This is a genomic window from Prosthecomicrobium sp. N25 (genome assembly GCF_037203705.1).
Taxonomy (GTDB): domain Bacteria; phylum Pseudomonadota; class Alphaproteobacteria; order Rhizobiales; family Ancalomicrobiaceae; genus Prosthecodimorpha.
In genome coordinates this window covers 465,346-484,035 of record NZ_JBBCAT010000001.1, presented here as the reverse complement: position 1 = coordinate 484,035, position 18,690 = coordinate 465,346, and the positions used below count along the sequence as shown (strand labels likewise).

Annotated in this window: 18 protein-coding genes and 1 riboswitch; of the genes, 4 read left to right on the top strand and 14 right to left on the bottom strand. The window is 71.8% G+C overall.

The genetic code is table 11. The features are described 5' to 3' along the window. Positions 1-51: 51 nt before the first annotated feature. The 5 genes from WBG79_RS02275 to WBG79_RS02255 all read right to left on the bottom strand — a co-directional run bounded on the left by WBG79_RS02275 (position 52) and on the right by WBG79_RS02255 (position 4,962). Complete coding sequence (locus WBG79_RS02275) at positions 52-1,227, bottom strand: carboxylate-amine ligase (RefSeq protein WP_337355490.1); 1,176 nt, start codon at positions 1,225-1,227, stop codon at positions 52-54. A gap of 324 nt (positions 1,228-1,551) precedes the next feature. Continuing rightward, the gene (locus WBG79_RS02270) at positions 1,552-2,292 is read right to left on the bottom strand and encodes a DUF2076 family protein (protein WP_337355489.1); all 741 of its coding nucleotides are present in this window, start codon (positions 2,290-2,292) and stop codon (positions 1,552-1,554) included. A gap of 104 nt (positions 2,293-2,396) precedes the next feature. Continuing rightward, positions 2,397-3,278: a sigma-70 family RNA polymerase sigma factor gene (locus WBG79_RS02265; protein WP_337355488.1), complete on the bottom strand. Its 882-nt coding sequence runs from the start codon at positions 3,276-3,278 to the stop codon at positions 2,397-2,399. Continuing rightward, entirely contained in the window at positions 3,268-3,732 is a 465-nt protein-coding gene (locus WBG79_RS02260) for a carboxymuconolactone decarboxylase family protein (protein WP_337355487.1), read from the bottom strand. Before WBG79_RS02260 ends, WBG79_RS02265 begins: the two co-directional genes overlap by 11 nt. A 129-nt stretch (positions 3,733-3,861) precedes the next feature. Then, a complete protein-coding gene (locus tag WBG79_RS02255) occupies positions 3,862-4,962 on the bottom strand; it encodes a 2'-deoxycytidine 5'-triphosphate deaminase (protein ID WP_337355486.1) in 1,101 nt (366 codons plus the stop codon). A 133-nt stretch (positions 4,963-5,095) separates the two neighbouring features. After that, a riboswitch (SAM riboswitch) is annotated at positions 5,096-5,174 on the top strand. A gap of 68 nt (positions 5,175-5,242) precedes the next feature. On the opposite strand from WBG79_RS02255, the gene WBG79_RS02250 reads away from it, so the two are divergent. Next, entirely contained in the window at positions 5,243-6,457 is a 1,215-nt protein-coding gene (locus WBG79_RS02250; protein ID WP_337355485.1) for an O-succinylhomoserine sulfhydrylase, read from the top strand. 4 nt (positions 6,458-6,461) lie between these two features. Here the strand turns inward: WBG79_RS02250 and WBG79_RS02245 are convergent, their stop codons facing one another. Then, positions 6,462-7,070 carry a CDP-alcohol phosphatidyltransferase family protein gene (locus tag WBG79_RS02245; RefSeq protein ID WP_337355484.1) on the bottom strand — a complete coding sequence of 203 codons (609 nt, stop codon included), beginning with the start codon at positions 7,068-7,070 and terminating at the stop codon, positions 6,462-6,464. Between the two features lie 159 nt (positions 7,071-7,229). Between WBG79_RS02245 and apaG the strand changes: the two genes are divergently transcribed. The 3 genes from apaG (at position 7,230) to WBG79_RS02230 (ending at position 9,023) form a co-directional block, all read left to right on the top strand. Continuing rightward, positions 7,230-7,664, top strand: a complete 435-nt coding sequence (gene apaG / locus WBG79_RS02240; protein ID WP_337355483.1) for a Co2+/Mg2+ efflux protein ApaG — start codon at positions 7,230-7,232, stop codon at positions 7,662-7,664. Between the two features lie 157 nt (positions 7,665-7,821). Beyond that, positions 7,822-8,490, top strand: coding sequence for a ligase-associated DNA damage response endonuclease PdeM (pdeM, locus tag WBG79_RS02235; RefSeq protein ID WP_337355482.1), 669 nt, complete (start codon positions 7,822-7,824; stop codon positions 8,488-8,490). Positions 8,491-8,621: 131 nt separating this feature from the next. Further along, positions 8,622-9,023 (top strand): hypothetical protein, encoded by a 402-nt coding sequence (locus tag WBG79_RS02230; RefSeq protein WP_337355481.1) that lies wholly within the window; start codon positions 8,622-8,624, stop codon positions 9,021-9,023. Between the two features lie 4 nt (positions 9,024-9,027). Here WBG79_RS02230 and WBG79_RS02225 read toward each other — a convergent pair whose 3' ends face one another. From WBG79_RS02225 to WBG79_RS02190, 8 genes are all read right to left on the bottom strand, one after another. Next, on the bottom strand, positions 9,028-10,308 hold the full coding sequence (locus WBG79_RS02225) for a TRAP transporter large permease (protein WP_337355480.1): 1,281 nt from the start codon (positions 10,306-10,308) through the stop codon (positions 9,028-9,030). Continuing rightward, entirely contained in the window at positions 10,308-10,889 is a 582-nt protein-coding gene (locus WBG79_RS02220) for a TRAP transporter small permease (RefSeq protein ID WP_337355479.1), read from the bottom strand. The genes WBG79_RS02225 and WBG79_RS02220 overlap by 1 nt, the downstream gene beginning before the upstream one ends. A gap of 139 nt (positions 10,890-11,028) precedes the next feature. Then, positions 11,029-12,012: a TRAP transporter substrate-binding protein gene (locus WBG79_RS02215; RefSeq protein ID WP_337355478.1), complete on the bottom strand. Its 984-nt coding sequence runs from the start codon at positions 12,010-12,012 to the stop codon at positions 11,029-11,031. Between the two features lie 201 nt (positions 12,013-12,213). Continuing rightward, positions 12,214-12,939, bottom strand: coding sequence for a FadR/GntR family transcriptional regulator (locus tag WBG79_RS02210; RefSeq protein ID WP_337355477.1), 726 nt, complete (start codon positions 12,937-12,939; stop codon positions 12,214-12,216). 123 nt (positions 12,940-13,062) lie between these two features. Further along, complete coding sequence (gene edd / locus WBG79_RS02205) at positions 13,063-14,877, bottom strand: phosphogluconate dehydratase (protein WP_337355476.1); 1,815 nt, start codon at positions 14,875-14,877, stop codon at positions 13,063-13,065. 29 nt (positions 14,878-14,906) lie between these two features. Beyond that, positions 14,907-16,379 carry a glucose-6-phosphate dehydrogenase gene (gene zwf, locus WBG79_RS02200; protein ID WP_337355475.1) on the bottom strand — a complete coding sequence of 491 codons (1,473 nt, stop codon included), beginning with the start codon at positions 16,377-16,379 and terminating at the stop codon, positions 14,907-14,909. 97 nt (positions 16,380-16,476) lie between these two features. Then, positions 16,477-17,955, bottom strand: a complete 1,479-nt coding sequence (xylB, locus tag WBG79_RS02195; RefSeq protein WP_337355474.1) for a xylulokinase — start codon at positions 17,953-17,955, stop codon at positions 16,477-16,479. Between the two features lie 145 nt (positions 17,956-18,100). Next, a complete protein-coding gene (locus WBG79_RS02190) occupies positions 18,101-18,640 on the bottom strand; it encodes a hypothetical protein (RefSeq protein ID WP_337355473.1) in 540 nt (179 codons plus the stop codon). Between the last annotated feature and the right edge of the window lie 50 nt (positions 18,641-18,690).

The window sequence follows — 18,690 nt, the reverse complement described above, 5'->3', positions numbered from 1 at the left end:
GCCCCGTGCCGGGAGGACCGGCACGGGGCTTCTTGTCGTCTGCGGACGGCCTCAGGGGGCGACGAGGCGCAGTTCGGGACGGGCGGCGGCGCGGGGCGCGGCGGTCGTCTCCACGGTCTCCCGGGCGAGCCAGCTCGCCACGCGGTAGAGGGCGTCCTGCCGGGTGCGATCGCCGTCGCGGGCGGTCCCGAAAATCTCGAGCTGCCGGTCGGCGCTGGTGCCGAAATCGAGGATCGCCTTGACGCCGTCGAGGTCGGAGGCCCGGCCGGTGGCGCGGGCATCCGGGGCGAGTTCCTTGACGAGCCGGCGCAGCGCGGTGCGGACCGTGACGGCGCCGCCGCGCTGGACGTCGACGATGCGGGCGTCGAGCCCGGCGCGCTGCACCCGCCAGCGGTTCTCCTCCGTCACGGCCCGGACCACGGCGTCGACCGCCACGCCGTAGCCCGGGTCGCGGTCGAGGCGATGGACGAGCGCCCGGAAGAGCATCGCCACCGCGACCGCATCCTCGGGTCGCGTGCAGGCGTCGGCGATGCGGAGCTCCAGGGTCGGGTGGGCCAGCGAGGGGCGGATCGACCACCAGACGTAGCTCGCATCCGGGATGATGCCCGCGCCGACCAGCTGGGCCACGAAGGCGCCGTAGTCCGCCTCGTGGCGGAAGACGGGCGGCAGGCCCGTGCGCGGCAGTTCGTCATAGGCGGCGGGCCGGTAGGAGAGGAGACCGGTCGAACGGCCGCGCCAGAAGGGCGAGGAGGTCGACAGGGCGAGGAAGAGCGGCAGGAACGGCATGGCGCGCGTCATCAGCTCGACGCGGCGACCGGGATCCGGGACCCCGACGTGGACGTGGAGGCCGCACAGGAGGTTGCGGTAGCCGAGCATCTGCAGGTCGTTCATCACCATTCGGTAGCGGGCCCGCTCGGTATGGCGCTGGGCCTGCCAGTCGGCGAAGGGATGTGTCCCGGCGGCGATCAGGGTCGTGCCGAAGTCCTCCGCCACCCCGGCCACACCGGCACGCAGCACCCGGAGCTCGGCGAGCGCCTCGCGGGCGTCGCCGTGCGGCTGGGTCTGGGTCTCGATCTGGGACTGGAGCAGCTCGAGGGAGACGCGATCGCCGAGCAGGTCGCGGCAGCGGGTCAGGAACTGGGGCGGCAGACTCCGCGCCGAGTTCAGCGTTCTGGCGTCGACGACGAAAAACTCCTCTTCGATCCCGAATGTATAGTCGGTCGCCATCCGTCCCTCCTGTTATAGTTGGTCAGGACAGGGAGACAATCGACGCGATCCCCGGCCCATCAACAGAGCTAGAACCGGATTGTGGCCCTCGAAGGGCTCGCGAATTCAGAATTGCGGCCAAATTTATTCTGAGATGCTACTGTATATTTCTGCCTTCGACTACATTGCAGCGCAGCATCACGGGCGCGTGAAAGATCAAGCCGGGCTGTCATGATTTGAAAGACTTCGTGATGGCGCGACCGGCCATGCGCGACAAGGCCGCCGGGATGGTCCCGGCGGCCTGCAGGTCCGCGCGAAGGCAAGGGGCCAAGCGGCTGATGCGGCTCAGGTCACGTCGAAATCGTCGAGCCCGCCGAAGAAGTCGCCGCCGTCGTCCATGGTGCCGCCGGTTTCGAAATGATCATTGGAGGCGACTTGCCCGCCCTTTTCGGAAGCGTGCGCGGAACCGAACATCCCGCCGTCGTGGCCCGAGCCGCCGAAGAGCCCCTTGAGCGCCTCGTAGGCGAAGAGGCCGCCGACCATGCCGGCCGCGGCTCCGGCGACGGTCTGGAGCGCGCCGCCGCCCTGCTGGGGCGGCTGAGGCGACTGGGGCGCGCGGTTGCCCCAGGGGCCGCCGGCCTGGTCGGCCGGGGGCATGGATTGGGAGGGACGGCCCCAGCGTCCCCAGGGCGGGCTGCCCCAAGGCTCGCGGGCCGGCTCAGGCGGGCGCTCGGGGCCGGGTCCGGGCTGGCCGGGTTCATTGCCGTAGGGATCGCCGCCGCGTCCCCACGGATCGCGGCGGTCGCCCGGGGCATGGTCCTCGCGATGGCCGCCGCCGAAGAGCCCGCCGCCGCCCGAATCGCCCCCGCCCCGGAGTTCGGCGCGCAGGGCATCGTTCTCCTCGATGAGGTGCGCGCGCTCGCGGTCGAGGGCCACGATGGCGCGGACCAGTCCGACAAGGCTGTCGGGATTGGCGCGCAGCTCGCGCTCGATCGCGGCCTCGGCGGCCGGATCGCGCGGGGCGGGGCCCATGCGGCGGACCCGCTCGAACACGTCTCGGATGATTTCGGCTTCTTCCGGTGACATCGTCTTCCCCGTCGCGTCGCTGGGCCCACCTGACCCAACGCAGAAGACGTGGGAACCGATCCCGGCGGCATCAAGGCACGCAACGTCACGTCGGCCCGGGCGGGTCAGCGGCCGTCGGGCCCGCGCTCCAGCCAGCCGGCGACATGGGCCAGCTTGTCGGGATTGCGGACGATGTAGATGGCCGCGACCTTGCCGTCCTCGATCTCGAGGGCGGTGGTCTGGAGGATGCCGTCCCGCTCGCGGCTGACGTAGCCCGGCAGACCGTCGATGCGGGCGGGGGCGATCAGACTCATGTGGTCCGGTCCGAACTTGCGCTGGAGGCCGGCGTAGAGGCGGAGGACCCGGTCCGCGCCCAGGATCGGGTTGCGGAAGGCCAGCACCTTGCCACCGCCGTCCGAGCGCAGGACGACCCGCTCCGCCAGCATGGCGCGGAGCCCGTCCAGGTCGCCCGTGTGGGCGGCCCGGAAGAAGGCGCCGGCGATGCGCTCGCCCTCCTCGGGCGAAACCGGATAGCGCGGGCGGGCGGCCTCGACATGCCGGCGGGCGCGGCTCGCGAGCTGGCGCAGGGCGGCCGGCTCGCGGCCGAGGACGTCCGCCACCTCGTCGAGCGGCTGGCCGAAGACGTCGTGCAGCAGGAAGGCGGCACGCTCCAGCGGCGACAGGCGCTCCAGAGCCAGCATGAGAGAGAGCGTGATCCGGTCGCTGTCGACGGGCTCCTCGGCGCTCTCCAGCAAGGGCTCGGGCAGCCAGGCCCCGACATAGCTCTCCCGGCGGGCACGGGCGGACTTCATCTCGTCGAGACAGAGGCGGGTCACCGTCCGCGACAGGAAGGCGGCGGCGTCGCGCACGCCGGACCGTTCGGCGCCGCCCCACCGCAGCCAGGCGTCCTGCACGACGTCCTCGGCCGCCGCGCGGCTGCCGAGCATGCGATAGGCGAGGCGGAGGAGCCGCGGCCGCTCCGCCTCGAAGACCGCCTCAGGCCGCATCGCGGAGCTCCTGCGGCGGATGGGGGACCCGGAAGCCGACGTTGAGGCGGTTCCAGACGTTGATGGCCCCGATCGCGAAGGTGAGGTTGACCTGCTCGGCCTCGGTGAAGGCAGCCTTCAGGGCCTCGTAGTCGACATCCGGCGCGCGGGTCGCGGCGAGGTCGGTGAGCGCTTCGGTCCACCCCAGGGCCGCCCGCTCGCGGGGCGTGAAGAGGCTCGACTCGCGCCAGGCCGGGAGCATGTGGAGGCGCATCTCCGTCTCTCCCCGCTTCCTGAGGTCGGCGACATGCATGTGAATGCAGAAGGCGCAGCCGTTGATCTGCGAGGCGCGCAGCTTGACCAGTTCGAGGAGAACGGGGTCGAGGCCGCTCGCCGCCAGGGCCGCCTCGAGGCCGAGCATGGCCTTGAAGGCGGCGGGGGCGAGCTTGGCGGTATTGTCGAGGCGGGCGGTCATCGGAGGCTCCAGGTCTCGAGGTGGAATGCCTCCAAGACGAGATCACCGACCCCGATCGTGACATCGGGCGAAGCCATGCGCGAAAGATTTCGGCGGCGCCCTGGCGGGCAGGCGCGACCCCGGGCGCCCTCAGGGGCGGAAATGCTTGGAAAGCTTGAGGCCCTGGGCCTGATAGTTGGAGCCGATCCCCTCTCCGTAGACGCGCTCCGGACGCTCGGCCATGCGCTCGTAGACGAGGCGGCCGATGGTCTGGCCGTGGTCCAGGATGAAGGGGACCTCGTGGCTGCGCACCTCCAGGACCGCGCGCGCCCCCGCCCCGCCCGAGGCGGCGTGCCCGAAACCGGGGTCGAAGAAGCCGGCGTAGTGGACGCGGAACTCGCCGACGAGCGGGTCGTAGGGGACCATTTCGGCGGCGAAGTCGGGCGGCACGTGGACCGCCTCGCGGCTGACCAGGATGTAGAACTCGTTGGGGTCGAGGATGAGGTTCGAGCGGCCGCGCCGGTGGATCGGATCCCAGAAGTCGAGCACGTCGAGGGCGCCCTTGCGGTCGACGTCGACGACGGCGCTGTGGCGGCGGGCACGGTAGCCGAGGAGGCCGTCGCCGATCCGGCCCTCCAGGTCGATGGAGAGCGACAGGCCGCCCTGCAGGAGCGGCTCGGCGTCGTCGACGATGCGCTCGCGGCGGTGGAGGTCGAGGAGCTCGGGATCGGTGAGGCGGGCATCGCCCGAGCGGAAGCGGATCTGCGACAGGCGCGAGCCGGCGCGGACCAGGATCGGGAAGGTGCGCGGGCTCACCTCGAGGAAGAGCGGCCCGCGGTAGCCGGCCGGGATGGTGTCGAAGGCGCGGGCGGCGTCGACGATGACGCGAGTGAAGACGTCCAGGCGGCCGGTCGAGCTCTTCGGGTTGGCCGAGGCCGCGATGGCGTCGGGCAGCGCCAGGCTCTCCATCAAGGGCACGATGTAGACGCAGCCGGTCTCCAGCACGGCGCCGCCGGCGAGGTCGATCGCATGAAGCCGCAGGTCCGCGATCTTGTCCTCGACGCGGGTGTCGCGGCCGGGCAGGAAGCTGGCGCGGACCCGGTAGGCGACGCTTCCGAGGCGCAGGTCCAGGCTGGCGGGCTGGACCTGGTCGGGGTCGAAGGCGCGCCCGGCCGCGATCGCGCCGGCTTGCGCGAGCGCGCGGATCTGGTGCGCGGCCAGGATGCCCGCTCCGGTCACTGGTCCAGCCATGTGTTTCGGTTCCCCTTCGACGCTCCTTCTCTAGTCCAATCGGGGCGAGCGCAAAAGGCTCGCCGGCGGGTTCGCCGCCGCTGCGCGGTCGCGGCGTGGATTGACGCGGGCCGGGCGAAGGTCTATGCCCTCCTTCACACTCCGTGGTCATTTGAGCCGGCCGGCTTGCAGCCACGTTAAACAAGTCGCTAAAGGGCCGGGGAACGATGGAGCCCGGTCCCGCATTTTGTCGGCCGGGATTTTTTGTGCCCATCGCACGCGTTCCTGAAGGCCGAGCCGCATGACCAGCCCCACCCCGCGCCGCCGGCGCCCCGCCACCGAACTCGTGCACGGCGGCACCCTCCGCTCGCAGTTCAACGAGACGTCCGAGGCCCTCTTCCTGACGCAGGGCTTCGTGTACGGCTCCGCCGAGGAGGCGGAGGCCCGGTTCCTCAACCTCTCGCCGGGCTACCAGTACTCGCGCTTCTCGAACCCGACCGTGACCATGTTCGAGGAGCGCATGGCGATCCTGGAGGGCTCCGAGGTGGCGCGCGCCACCGCGACCGGCATGGCGGCCGTCACGGCCGCGCTCCTGTCGCAGCTCTCGGCCGGCGACCACGTGGTGGCCGCGAAGGCGCTGTTCGGCTCCTGCCGCTACATCGTCGAGGATCTGGCGCCGCGCTTCGGGATCGCGGCGACCCTCGTCGACGGCGCCGACCTCGACCAGTGGCGCGATGCGGTGCGGCCGAACACCCGGGCCTTCTTCCTGGAGAGCCCGACCAATCCGACCCTCGAGGTCTACGACATCGCCGCCATCGCCGACATCGCCCACGAGGTGGGCGCGCGGCTGGTGGTCGACAACGTGTTCGCGACGCCGATCTTCCAGTCGCCGCTCGAACTCGGGGCGGACGTGGTCGTCTACTCGGCGACCAAGCATATCGACGGCCAGGGCCGTTGCCTGGGCGGGGTCGTCTGCTGTTCGAAGGCGTTCCTGGACAAGCACCTGCAGGTCTTCATCCGCCAGACGGGGCCTTCGATCAGCCCGTTCAACGCCTGGGTGCTGCTGAAGGGCCTGGAGACCCTGCCGGTCCGGGTCGAGCGGCAGAGCGCGACCGCGGCGCGGCTCGCCGACGTGCTCGCCGCCCATCCCGCCGTCACCCGCGTCATCTACCCGGGGCGGGCGGACCATCCGCAGGCCGCGACCGTCGCCAGGCAGATGAAGGGCGGGTCGAGCCTGATCTGCTTCGAGGTCGCGGGCGGCAAGGCGGGGGCCTTCGCGGTCGAGAACGGGCTGGAGATCATCCGCATCTCCAACAATCTCGGCGACGCCAAGAGCCTCGTCACCCATCCCGCCACCACCACGCACCAGCGGCTGACCCCGGAGGCGCGGGCCGAACTCGGCATCTCGGACGGCATGATCCGGCTCTCGGTCGGCCTGGAGGACCCGGACGACCTCGTGGAGGACCTGGCGGCCGCGCTCGACCGGGTCAGGCCGGCGGCCGCCGCGGCGGAGTGACGGGTCAGGACCGGAAGGTCGTCATGGCGAGGCGCACCCGGGCGGCCGTGGTGAGCAGGCAGAGAAGCCCGAAGCCGACCGCGAGCGCCGGGAAGGCGGCGGGCCAGAGGCAGGCGGCGAGGAAGACCGCGATGGTCTCGGTGCCCTCCGCGAGACCGGTCGTGAAGTAGAGGGACTTGGAGCCGCGGGCGCGCGTCTCCATCCCGTGCTTCGCGGCCAGGATCGCGTAGCCGAGGAAGCTCGCCCCGTTGACGTAGAAGGTGACCAGCAGGAAGGCGGCCGGCAGGGCGTTGCGCGCGGGGTCGAGGGCCGCGAAGGCGAGCGGCACGGCGCCGTAGAAGACGAAGTCGCAGACGATGTCGAGGAAGCCGCCGAGATCGGTCTTGCGCGTCGCCCGCGCGACGGCGCCGTCCAGGCCGTCGGCGAGGCGGCTGGCGAGGACCAGGACAAGGCCGAGGAGCGTCGCCCCGGCGGCGATCGCGGCCGCGGCGCCGAGGCCCACCACGAGGCCCGCGGCCGTCAAGGCGTCCGCGCCGACGCCCGCGGCGGCGAGCCGGGCGCCGGCCCGGTCGAGCGGCCCGTCGACGAGCCGCCGCATGATGCCGTCCAGCATATTCGACCAGCCCCCCCTCGCCCGCCCGGCACCAACCGGCGCCAATCTATGCCGCCGGGGCCGGTAGTCCATGCGGCGATGGGCGGGCTTGGCCCTTGCCCAACCGTCCCGTAATAGCGCTATCCTGCTTATTCGAGAATGTGGTGCCGGATCCTGCCCATGCAGCCGAAGGGCGCGCAAGACCCCAAGTCACAGGCCTGGCGCTACGAGGCGGTGAGCCACGGCATCCGCGTCGTCGTCGCGCCCCGGTACCTGGAGGACCGGTCCGATCCGGGCGAATCCCGGTTCTTCTGGGCCTATACGGTTGAGATCACCAACCTGTCCCAGGAGACGATCCAGCTGCGCGCGCGCTACTGGCGCATCGTGGACGGAAACGGAAAGCAGCAGGAGGTTCGCGGACCCGGGGTGGTCGGCGAGGAGCCGGTGATCCTGCCGGGCGACTCCTACGAATACACGTCCGGCTGCCCGCTCACGACGCCGTCCGGCTTCATGGTCGGCCACTACCAGGTGGAGACCGGTCGCGGCGAGCGGCTGACCGTCGAGATCCCGGCCTTCTCGCTCGACCTGCCCGGCGAGGGACGGATCATCAACTGACGGTCGGGACATGAGAACAAAGCGGGATTTTCCGCGTGCGGGGCTTTTCACCGTCTGGCAGACTGCGGTCATGCGAATCGCGTGGACCGACAGCCCCGACGGCGACCCGGGCGGCGTGCCCCGGGCGGTCCGGCCCGGGCCCCCGGAGGGTTCGGCCGTGTCCCTGGCCGGGGCCGATCTCGTGCTGCTGCCCGAGGGGGTCCTGTGGTGGCCGGCCGAAGCGACGCTGGTGGTCGCCGACCTGCATCTCGAGAAGGGCTCATCCGGGGCCCGGCGCGGCGCGCTCCTGCCGCCCTACGACACCGCGGCGACGCTGGCGGCGCTGGCGGGCGTCGTCGTCCGGTTCGCGCCCGGACGGATCGTCTCGCTCGGGGACGCCTTCCACGATCCCTTCGCGCTGGAGCGGCTGCAGCCCGCCGACCGAGCCCGGATCGAGGCGCTGCAGGCCGGGCGCGAGTGGATCTGGATCGCGGGCAATCACGATGCCCGGCTCGTCGGCTGCATCGGCGGGCGGACGGTGGCCGAGCTCGCGATCGGGCCGCTGGTGTTCCGGCACGAACCGTCGCCGGACGGGCCGGAGGGCGAGGTGGCAGGGCACCTGCACCCAGCGGCCCGGGTGGCGCTCAGGCCGAAGTCGGTGCGCCGGCGCTGCTTCGCGACGGACGGGCGGCGCCTCGTCCTGCCGGCCTTCGGGGCCTATGCGGGCGGGCTCAACCTGCTCGACCGCGCCTACCGGGGCCTCTTCGAGCGGACGAGCCTCGTCGCCCATCTTCTCGGCGAGGGCCGGGTCTACCCCTTCCCCTCCCGCTTCCTGCTCGCCGACTGATCCGCGTTTCGCGACGTTCGACCCCGACCGGCTCCGCACGGCGCGATGCCGGGCGGACCGCCCCGCCACGGCTTCGCCACGGTCGCGGCCTTCCCTTGGGACAGCGCATCGGGTGCGACGCGGAGGGACGCATGGCCTGCAAGACGCTGCTGATCGGCTGGCTGACCGTCTTCCTGCCGGAGGGCGCCGCCGCGCCCGCCGTCGCGACCCGGAGCCACACGGACGTGCTCGGCATTCCCGGCCTCATCGTGCGGGAATGGTCCGCCCGGGTCGGCGGCGTGGACGTGCGGGTCTGGGACGGGCATCCGCCCTATCCCGGCGAGCCGGCCGAGGTGCTCGGCCGGGAGCGTATCGCGGTCCGGGGCGGCGCGGTCGAGGTCCTCGACCGGCGAAGCGGCACCCGGTCCTTCGCGGCGGCCTACCCGGAGCAGGCCGGCGGGCCGGGGCGGTCGTTCCTGTCCTTGGACGCCCCGTTGTTCCCGGAGGGGCGCGAGGCCATCGCGGCCGTGCTCGGCGCGGCTTGTACCGAGTGACCGGTCAGCGGAAGAAGGCGGGCAGCCAGAGGCTTAGCCCGGGGATGTAGGTGACCGCCATCAGCACCGCGACCGAGGCGCCGAAGAAGGGCCAGATCGTCCGCATGGCTTCCCGGATCGTGATCCGGCCGACAGCGCAGCCGACGAAGAGGACCGAGCCGACCGGCGGCGTGTTCAGCCCGATGCCGGCGTTGAGGATCAGGATCACGCCGAAGTGGACCGGGTCGACGCCGAACTTCATGACCACCGGCAGGAGCACGGGGGTCAGGATGATGATCATCGGCGCCATGTCCATGAAGGTGCCGAGGAAGAGCAGGATGGCGTTGACCAGCAGCAGGATCGCGATCGGATCGGTGGTGACGCTCTGCAGGAGCTTCACGGTGGCGGCCGGGACCTGCAGGAGCGCCATCAGCCAGCCGAAGGCGCCGGCGGTGCCGATCACCAGAAGCACCATGGCGGTCGTGCGCACGGCCCCGAAGGTCGCCTCCTTGAAGGCCGCCCAGTCGAGCTGGCGATAGACGAGCAGCGCGACCAGGAAGGCGTAGATGACGGCGATGCAGGAGCTCTCGGTGGCGGTGAAGACGCCGGAGCGGACGCCGCCGAAGATGATGCCGATGAGCAGGATGCCGGGGGAGGCGACGAGAAGGTAGCGGCCGACCGCGCGCCAGCCCGGGAAGGGGTCGGCCGGGTAGCCGCGGGTGCGGGCCACCCAGTAGGCGGCCAGCATCAGGGCGGCGGCGAGGAGCAGGCCCGGCAGGATGCCGGCCGTGAAGAGGTCGGCCACCGACAGCGTGCCGCCCGCCGCGATCGAGTAGATGATCATGTTGTGGGAGGGCGGGATCAGCAGCGCGATGATGGCCGAGTTGACCGTCACGTTGACCGCGTAGTCGCGGTCGTAGCCGCGCGCCGCCATCTGGGGGATCATCAGGCCGCCGATCGCCGAGGCGTCGGCGACGGCCGAGCCGGAGATGCCGCCGAAGAGGGTCGAGGAGACCACGTTCACCTGACCGAGCCCGCCACGGAAGTGCCCGACCAGGCTGGCGGCGAACTGGATCAGCTTCTCGGCGATGCCGCCGCGGATCATCAGGTCGCCGGCGAAGATGAAGAAGGGGATCGCCATCATCGAGAAGGCGTTCATGCCTGAGTTGATCTGCTGGAAGACCACCAGCGGCGGCAGGTCCATGTAGATCACGGTGGCGAGCGACGACAGCCCGAGGCAGAAGGCGATCGGCGTGCCGAGGAACATCAGCAGCGTGAAGGAGCCGAACAGGATCCAGAGTTCCATCAGGCGAGCTCCTGCAAGGCCACGCCCTCGTGCTCGACACCGGCGACGAGCCCGAGCAGGCGCTCCAGGGCGAAGAGGAAGAGGAGGACGCCGCCGACGACCTGGGGCATGAAGTCCCAGCCGCCCGGGATGCCGAGGACCGGCAGCGTGGCGGCCCAGGTGCCCTCGGCGAGTTCCCACGAGTACCAGGTCATGGCGAGACCGAAGGCGGCGATCAGAACGTAGCTGATGCCGTCCATCACCTTGGCGACGACCGGCGGCACCACGTGCTGGACGAGATCGAGGCCGAGGTGGAAGGCCTCGCGCACGCCGACCGCGGAGCCGAGGATGATGAACCAGCCCATCAGCTGGAGGGTGAGGGGCTCGGCCCATGTGGGCGTGTCGTTGAGGACGTAACGGCCGAAAACCTGCCAGCCGACCACCACCGTCATGGCGACGATGCCGAAGGCGGCGAGCCACAGGCAGGCGACCGCGAGGACGCCGTTCAGGCGCGCGAGGGCGCCGAGCACGGGACGGAGCGCCCCCGGCGGCGGAGCGGCCTCCTCGCGGAGGCGGGCGGGGTCGGACGAGACCGGCGGCATGAGGGTTTCCTTGGTGGCACCCGGGACGAGCGGAGGCGGATCCGGCGGACTCGCGACGGCGCCGGACCGGGAGAAAATGCGGGCCCGGCGGCAGGGCCGGGCCGCAGTCGAGCTGCGGCAGGGCCGCAGTCGAGGTGCCTCACCGGACGGCCTGGATCCGGGTGACGAGGTCCTTCATCTTCGCGTCGGTGACGAACTTGTCGTAGACCGGCTTCATGGCGTTGATGAAGGGCGTCTTGTCGACAGTGGCGACGACCGCGCCGGACTCGCGGACCTTGGCCTCGGAGACCTTCTCGCGGGCGACCCAGAGTTCGCGCATCTTGGCGACGGACTCCTTGGCGGCGGCGCGGACGATCTTCTGGTCGTCGGGCGAAAGCTTGTCGAAGCTCCGCTTGGACATGACAAGCACCTCCGGGGTCAGGGAGTGCTCGGTCAGGGTGTAGAACTTCGAGACCTCGAAGTGGCGCGAGGACTCGTAGGACGGCCAGTTGTTCTCGGCCCCGTCGACGACGCCGGTCTGCAGGGCGGAATAGACCTCGCCGAAGGGCATCGGGGTCGCGTTGGCCCCGAAGGCCTGCATCATGGCGATCCACAGGTCCGACTGCTGCACGCGGATCTTCATACCCTTCAGGTCTTCCAGCGACTTGATCTGCTTCTTGGTCGTGTAGAAGTTCCGCGCGCCGCTGTCGTAGAAGGCGAGCGCGACCAGGCCGTGCGGCTCGAACTCCTTCAGGATGGCGTCGCCGATCTCGCCGTCGACCACCTTGTGCATGTGCTCGGTGGAACGGAACAGGAAGGGCAGGCCGAGGACCTGGGTGGCGGGCACCAGGTTGTTGAAGGGCGCGGTGTTGATCCGGTTCATGTCGATGACGCCGAACCGGGTCTGCTCGATCGTATCCTTCTCCTCGCCGAGCTGGCGGTTGTTGAAGACCTGGATCTTGACGCGGCCCTTGGTGCGCTCCTCGACGAGCTGGCCCATGTACTTCACGGCGTCGACGGTCGGATAGCCGTCGGGGTGGATGTCGGCGGACCTGAGCACCACCTGGGCGCCGGCGGATCCGGCCGCCAGGATGCCGGCCGAGAGCGCGAGCGCGGCGGCGGTCTTCCGAAACACGTCGAACATGGCTTTCCTCCCTGAGGCGCAGCGCGCCGGTTCAGCGGGGGACCGGTCCCGTGGCCTGACCCTCCGCCGCTTGCTTCCCTAAATTCGTCCTATCATCATACAACTTTCAGCGTCAAGCTTCGGCTCAACGCGAAGGCACGTTTCACGTGCCGCACGCGGAGCGGGTCGGGGAGCGGGCCGGGGACGGGGCGGGGAAGCCGGTCAGGCGAGGCCGGCGTAGCGGGCGCGGCTGCCCGCGAGATGGCCGCGCATGGCGGCGGCGGCGAGGGCGGCGTCGCCTGCCACGACCGCGTCGCGGATGGCGCGGTGCTCGCGTTCGACGAGATCCAGGTAGTCCGGTCCGAAGGTCTTGTGCGGCGTCAGGCGGCGGCGGGGCAGCGCCAGCTCGCCGAGTTGGTCGAGAAATCGGCCGAAGTAGGGGTTTCCGGTCGCGGCCGCCAGCGCTCGGTGGAAGGCGAGGTCGGCGGCCACGCCGTCCTGGCCGACCGCATGGGCGCGCGCCATTTCGGCGAGCGCGCCGTCCAGGGCCTCGATGTCCGCGGGCTTGCGCCGGGATGCGGCCAGCGCGGCGGCCTCGACCTCGACGGCGAGCCGCAGTTCCAGGATCCAGACGATGTCGTCGACGGTGGCGCGCTCGATCCCGGGCACGGGGCCGAAACCCGGCGGCGGCTGGCGCACGAAGGCGCCGGCGCCTTGGCGGGTCTCGACGAGTCCGGAGGCCTTCAGCGACGCCACCGCCTCACGGACCACCGTCCGGCTGACGCCCGCGGAGGCGGCGAGCGCCGCCTCGGTCGGCAGACGGTCGCCCGGGACCAGGCGGCCCTCCCGGATCTCCCGCTCCAAGTGCTCGGACAGCATGCCGACGAGGTTCTTGGAGCGCGGGAACGTTCCGAGCGCGAGTGGCCCGGAGGAGGGTTGTTTCTGCATTGTCGCGCCGCCGTGCCCGTCGGAAATTTGTCTGACAAAATACGCGACGAAACGCGTCGCGTCCACAGGCACTACGGGTGCCTCACGCCACCGAAGTCAATGCGGCGATGCGGCGCCGCCCGTTCAGAGCGCGGAGGCGCCCTGGTCGGCGGGGCCGACGGACCGGCGGAAGCCGGCGAAGAGGTCGCGCCCGACGCCCCAGCCGTTGGTCGACAGGTCGGCCTCGGCGGGAAGCCGGGTCGCCCATTCGGCGGGGTCGACCAGGACCTCCAGCGTCCCCGCCAGGGCATCGACGCGGATCCGGTCGCCGTCGCGCACGCGCGCGATCGGGCCGCCCTCGGCGGCCTCGGGGGTGACATGGATGGCGGCCGGGATCTTGCCGGAGGCGCCCGACATGCGCCCGTCGGTGACCAGGGCGACCCGGTACCCGCGGTCCTGAAGGACACCGAGCGGCGGGGTCAGCTTGTGGAGTTCCGGCATGCCGTTCGCCTTCGGGCCCTGGAAGCGGACGACCGCCACCATGTCGCCGTCGAGTTCGCCGGCCTTGAAGGCGCGTTGCAGCTCCTCCTGATCGTGGAAGACGCGGGCGGGCGCCTCGATCACGTGGCGGTCCGGCTTCACCGCCGAGGTCTTGATGACGGCGCGGCCGAGATTGCCGTCGAGGACCGCGAGGCCGCCGGTCGGCTGGAACGGCCGGGATGCGGGGCGGAGCACGGCGTCGGCGCCGGACTCGGCCGGGCTCTCCGCGAAGGCGAGGCGGCCGTCCTCGCCGAGGGTCGGGGCGACCGTGTAGCCCTCGAGGCCCGTGCCCCAGACGGTGCGGACGTCGCGATGCAGGAGCCCGGCGGCGAGGAACTCGCGGATCAGGAACTGCAGGCCGCCGGCCGCGCGGAAGTGGTTCACGTCCGCCGAGCCGTTCGGGTAGACGCGGGCGACCAACGGGACGACGGCGGAAAGGTCCGCGAAGTCCTGCCAGTTCAGGGCGATGCCGGCGGCCCGCGCCATGGCGACGAGGTGGAGGGTGTGGTTGGTCGAGCCGCCGGTGGCGTGCAGGCCGACCACGCCGTTGACGAAGGCGCGCTCGTCCAGGATCTCGCCGATCGGCGCGAAGACGTTGCCGGACGCCGTGATGGCCAGCGCGCGCTCCACCGCGAGCACCGTCAGGGCGTCCCGGAGCGGCGTGTTCGGGTTCACGAAGGTGGCGCCGGGGATGTGCAGGCCCATCAGTTCCATCAGCATCTGGTTGGAGTTGGCGGTGCCGTAAAAGGTGCAGGTGCCGGGGGCGTGGTAGGAGCGAGCCTCGCTATCGAGGAGTTCGGCGCGGCCGACCTTTCCTTCCGCGTAGAGCTGGCGGACGCGCGCCTTCTCGTCGTTGGAGATGCCGGAGGGCATCGGGCCGGCGGGCACGAAGACGCCGGGCAGGTGGCCGAAGGAAAGCGCGCCGATGACGAGGCCGGGCACGATCTTGTCGCAGATGCCGAGGTAGAGGGCGGCGTCGAACATCTGGTGGGAGAGCGCGACCGCGGTCCCCATCGCGATCACGTCGCGGGAGAAGAGGGAGAGCTCCATGCCGGCCTCGCCCTGCGTGACGCCGTCGCACATGGCCGGCACGCCGCCGGCGACCTGGGCGACCGCACCGCGCTCGCGCGCGGCCTGCCGGATGCGCTCGGGATAGCCCTCGTAGGGCTGGTGGGCGGAGAGCATATCGTTGTAGGCGGTGACGATGCCGATGTTGGGCACCTCCCCGGCCATCAGGGCGGACTTGTCGGCGGGGCCGCAGGCCGCGAAGCCGTGGGCGAGGTTGGCGCAGCCCATGCGGTTGCGCACCCTGCCCTTCTCGGCGGCGGCGCGGAGCCGGTCGAGATAGCGGCTGCGGCCGTCATGGGAGCGCCGGACGATGCGCTCGGTGATCTCGCCGATGCGGGCCTGGATGGTCATCGTCTCGCCTCCTCTCGCTGCGGGTCGCTTCAGACGCCGTCCTCGTGCCAGGTGCGGCCGTCGCGCTCGATGAGCGCGATGGCGGCGGACGGGCCCCAGGTGCCCGACCGGTAGGACCGCGGCGTGTCGGCCGCCTGGCCCCAGGCCTCCAGGATCGGGTCGATCCAGGTCCAGGCCGCCTCGACCTCGTCGCGGCGCATGAACAGGGTCTGGTTGCCGCGCACCACGTCCATGACCAACCGCTCGTAGGCGTCGGGGTTGCGCACCCCGAAGGCCTCCGCGAAGCTCATGTCGAGGGGCACGCGCCGGAGCCGCATCCCGCCGGGGCCGGGATCCTTGATCATCAGGTGGAGCTTCACGCCCTCGTCGGGCTGAAGGCGGATGACCAGCTCGTTGCGCTGGACCCGGGCGCCGCCGAAGATCGAATGCGGGATCGACTTGAAGGAAATGATGATCTCGGAGCAGCGGGTGGCGAGGCGCTTGCCGGTGCGCAGGTAGAAGGGGGTGCCGGCCCAGCGCCAGTTGGCGACCTCGGCCTTCAGGGCCACGAAGGTCTCGGTGCGGCTGCCCGACCGGCCGAGTTCCTCGGCGTAGCTCTTCACCGGCCCGTTCGCGGAGGCGCCCGCCTCGTACTGGCCGCGGACCGTCAGGTCCGAGACCTGGCCATCGCGAATCGGCTTCAGGGCCTTCAGCACCTTCAGCTTCTCGTCGCGCACCGAGTCCGCCTCGAAGGCGGCGGGCGGCTCCATGGCGACGAGGCAGAGGAGCTGGAGCATGTGGTTCTGCACCATGTCGCGCAGGGCGCCGGCCGTGTCGTAGTAGCCGGCGCGGCCCTCGACCCCGAGGGTCTCGGCGACGGTGATCTGGACGTGGTCGATGTGGGCGGCGTTCCAGAGCGGCTCGAACAGGCTGTTGGCGAAGCGCAGCGCCATCAGGTTCTGCACCGTCTCCTTGCCGAGATAATGGTCGATGCGGAAGATCCGGCGCTCGTCGAAGACGGAGCCGACGGCGTCGTTCACGGTGCGGGCGGACGCCAGGTTCTTGCCGACCGGCTTTTCGACGACCACGCGCGAGGCCTCGGTGACGAGGCCGGCCTGGCCGAGGCGGCGGCAGATCTCGCCGAAGAGGTCCGGGCTAGTCGCCAGGTAGTAGACGCGGATCCGGTCCGGCGCCTCGTCGAGCACGGCGGCGAGGTCGCCCCAGCCCGCATCGCCGGTCGCGTCGACCTTTACGTAATGCAGGCGGTCGAGGAAGCGGTCGAGGGTCGCCTGTTCGCGTTCGTCCTGGTCGATGTGGTCGATCAGGGCCTCGCGGGCGAAATCGCGGTAGGCCTGCCGGGTCATGGGCGAGCGGGCGACGGCGACGATCCGGGTCGGATCCTCGATCTGGCCGTCGCGGTCGCGCTGGTAGAGAGCCGGCAGGAGCTTGCGGCGGACCAGGTCGCCGGTCCCGCCGAAGGCGACGAAGTCGAACGGGTCGACCGAGATGATGCGGCTCACCATGGAGACCTCCAGCAGCTCAATATGCAAGAAATTTCTTTTTGAAGCATCTTGCGCATAACTCAATCGCAGACTTGGCGGCGGATTGCAAGAGGGACGGCTACGCGCGGGCCGCCTTGAACTCGGGGGCGAGCGCCCGGTAGAGCGTCCGGAAGCGCTCGACCCGGGGCGCGTGGCGGTCGATCAGGCGCGGGTCGGGCTCGAACACGGTCTCGACCGGGGGCTTGCGGGCGATGTCGCCGGGGGACGCGCCGGTCAGGGCCATGCGGGCCAGGGCGGCGGCCCCGAAGGCGGGGCCCTTGTCGGCGCCGCGGTAGCGGATCATCGGCCGGGCGAGGACGGCGGCCAGCAGGCGCGCCCAGAAATCGCTGCGGGCCCCGCCGCCGACGAACCCGAAGGCGGCGGGTTCGGTTCCGGCCGACCGGAGGGCAGCCGCCGCGTCCGCGAAGGTGTAGGCGACGCCCTCCATGACGGCGCGGCCGACCCGGCCGGCGTCGCTGCCGGGCTCGAGGCCGAAGAGGACGCCGCGAGCGTCCGGGTCGTCGTGGGGGGTGCGCTCGCCGGTCAGGTAGGGGAGGAACAGGAGGTCGGAGGCGCCCTCCGGCACGGCTTCGGCTTCCGAGGCGAGGCCGGCCGGGGTGCGGCCGAGGAGGCCGGCGGCCCAGGCGAGCGCCGAGGCGCCGGTCAGCATGGCGCCCATCTGGTACCAGAGGCCGGGCAGCGCATGCGCGAAGGCATGGACCATCGAGTCCGGCGCGGGCCGGTAGCCGTCGGTGACGGCGAAGAGCTGGCCGGAGGTGCCGAGCGACACGAAGGCGTCGCCGGGCGCGACGGCGCCGATGCCGACGGCCCCCGCCGCGGCGTCGCCGGCGCCGCCCGCGAGGGGGATGCCGGGCGCGAGGCCCCAACGCTCGGCGACCGCGGCCCGGAGCGTGCCGGCGGGCTCGGACCCCTCGACCAGCGCCGGCAGGGTCGCCGGATCGAGGCCGACGGCGGCGGCGGCCTGCGGCGACCAGGCGCGGCGGGCCTCGTCGAGGAGCCAGCTGCCGGCGGCGTCCGACATGTCGGTGGCGCGCAGGCCCGAGAGCTTCAGGCGGACGTAGTCCTTGGGCAGGAGCACGCAGCGGATCGCGGCGAAGACCCCGGGTTCGTGACGGGCGAGCCAGGCGAGCTTCGGGGCGGTGAAGCCCGGCATGGGCTTCACCCCGACGATCGCGGCGAGACCCGGGTGGTCGCGGGTCAGGGCGGCGCATTCGGCGTGGGCGCGGCCGTCGTTCCACAGGATGACCGGGCGGAGCGGCCGGTCGTCGGCACCGAGCAGGACGGCGCCGTGCATCTGGCCGGAGAGACCGATGGCGGCGACGCCCCGCCACGCGTCCGGGGCGGCGCGGGCGAGGTCGGCGACCGCGGCCTCGACGGCGCGCCACCAGTCCTCCGGGTCCTGCTCGGACCAGAGCGGACGGGGGCGGCTCGTCGCGACCGGCGCGGAGGCCTCCGCGACCGCCACGCCGCGCCCGTCGACGAGCACGGCCTTTACGGCGGAGGTGCCGATGTCGAGACCCAGGACGGTGGCGGACATGCGGGCGGCTCCCTCTCGTGCGTCGCCGGAGTATCGGGCGAGAGCGGGAGCCGGCCAAGGGGCGGAGGCGTCGGGGACGCCGGATCTTCGGGGCGCCGGCCGGCCCAACCCCGAGGGACCGGGGGCCGGCGGGCGAGGGACGCGGTCAGGAGCCGCAGGTCGGGGCCTTGCGGGCGGGGCCGGCCTCCTCGTCGACGACCGGCGCCGTCACGCCGTCGGCCTCGTCGCCCGTCTTCGGCGCCACGCAGTCGCCCGGGCGCGGCGGGGCCGCGGCGGCGGCGGCGGGCGGCGCCTTGGGCGGCCTCGCCTCCGGCCGGGGAGGGGGCGGCACGGGCGCGTCGTCGCCGCGGGCAACGGCCGCGTCCTCGGGCTCGTCGGCGGGCTTGGGCTTCGACCGCTCGGCCAGGTCGGGCCGGGTGCCCCGCGGCGTCTCCGAATAGGCCCAGGGCCTGACCGCATAGCCTTGACCGTAGCCGCGGTAGGCCTGGTAGACCGGTCCGTCGTAGCTCCGGGTGCGGTAGCCGTAGTGGCGCGGCGCGTAGAAGCCGCCGTAGCCGTGACCATAGCCGTACCCGTGGCCGTAGCCATACCCGTACCCGTGGCCGTAGCCGTAGTAGCCCGCCTCCGCGGGCGCGGCGGCGAGGCCGAGGGCGAGCCCGGCGGCGGCCAGAAATGCCTTGTGCATGGAAGAGAACCTCGTTCGGATCGTAACCCCGGCGCGCATCATGAGCGGCC

Bases quoted from the DNA above. Each gene is read 5' to 3' on its own strand.
- zwf (WP_337355475.1), bottom strand. From the start codon at position 16,379: ATGGTGAGCCGCATCATCTCGGTCGACCCGTTCGACTTCGTCGCCTTC.
- edd (WP_337355476.1), bottom strand. From the start codon at position 14,877: ATGACCATCCAGGCCCGCATCGGCGAGATCACCGAGCGCATCGTCCGG.
- WBG79_RS02190 (WP_337355473.1), bottom strand. From the start codon at position 18,640: ATGCACAAGGCATTTCTGGCCGCCGCCGGGCTCGCCCTCGGCCTCGCC.
- WBG79_RS02225 (WP_337355480.1), bottom strand. From the start codon at position 10,308: ATGGAACTCTGGATCCTGTTCGGCTCCTTCACGCTGCTGATGTTCCTC.
- WBG79_RS02220 (WP_337355479.1), bottom strand. From the start codon at position 10,889: ATGCCGCCGGTCTCGTCCGACCCCGCCCGCCTCCGCGAGGAGGCCGCT.
- WBG79_RS02270 (WP_337355489.1), bottom strand. From the start codon at position 2,292: ATGTCACCGGAAGAAGCCGAAATCATCCGAGACGTGTTCGAGCGGGTC.
- WBG79_RS02255 (WP_337355486.1), bottom strand. From the start codon at position 4,962: ATGGCTGGACCAGTGACCGGAGCGGGCATCCTGGCCGCGCACCAGATC.
- WBG79_RS02250 (WP_337355485.1), top strand. From the start codon at position 5,243: ATGACCAGCCCCACCCCGCGCCGCCGGCGCCCCGCCACCGAACTCGTG.
- WBG79_RS02260 (WP_337355487.1), bottom strand. From the start codon at position 3,732: ATGACCGCCCGCCTCGACAATACCGCCAAGCTCGCCCCCGCCGCCTTC.
- WBG79_RS02215 (WP_337355478.1), bottom strand. From the start codon at position 12,012: ATGTTCGACGTGTTTCGGAAGACCGCCGCCGCGCTCGCGCTCTCGGCC.
- WBG79_RS02275 (WP_337355490.1), bottom strand. From the start codon at position 1,227: ATGGCGACCGACTATACATTCGGGATCGAAGAGGAGTTTTTCGTCGTC.
- apaG (WP_337355483.1), top strand. From the start codon at position 7,230: ATGCAGCCGAAGGGCGCGCAAGACCCCAAGTCACAGGCCTGGCGCTAC.
- WBG79_RS02210 (WP_337355477.1), bottom strand. From the start codon at position 12,939: ATGCAGAAACAACCCTCCTCCGGGCCACTCGCGCTCGGAACGTTCCCG.
- WBG79_RS02245 (WP_337355484.1), bottom strand. From the start codon at position 7,070: ATGCTGGACGGCATCATGCGGCGGCTCGTCGACGGGCCGCTCGACCGG.
- xylB (WP_337355474.1), bottom strand. From the start codon at position 17,955: ATGTCCGCCACCGTCCTGGGTCTCGACATCGGCACCTCCGCCGTAAAG.
- WBG79_RS02265 (WP_337355488.1), bottom strand. From the start codon at position 3,278: ATGCGGCCTGAGGCGGTCTTCGAGGCGGAGCGGCCGCGGCTCCTCCGC.
- WBG79_RS02230 (WP_337355481.1), top strand. From the start codon at position 8,622: ATGGCCTGCAAGACGCTGCTGATCGGCTGGCTGACCGTCTTCCTGCCG.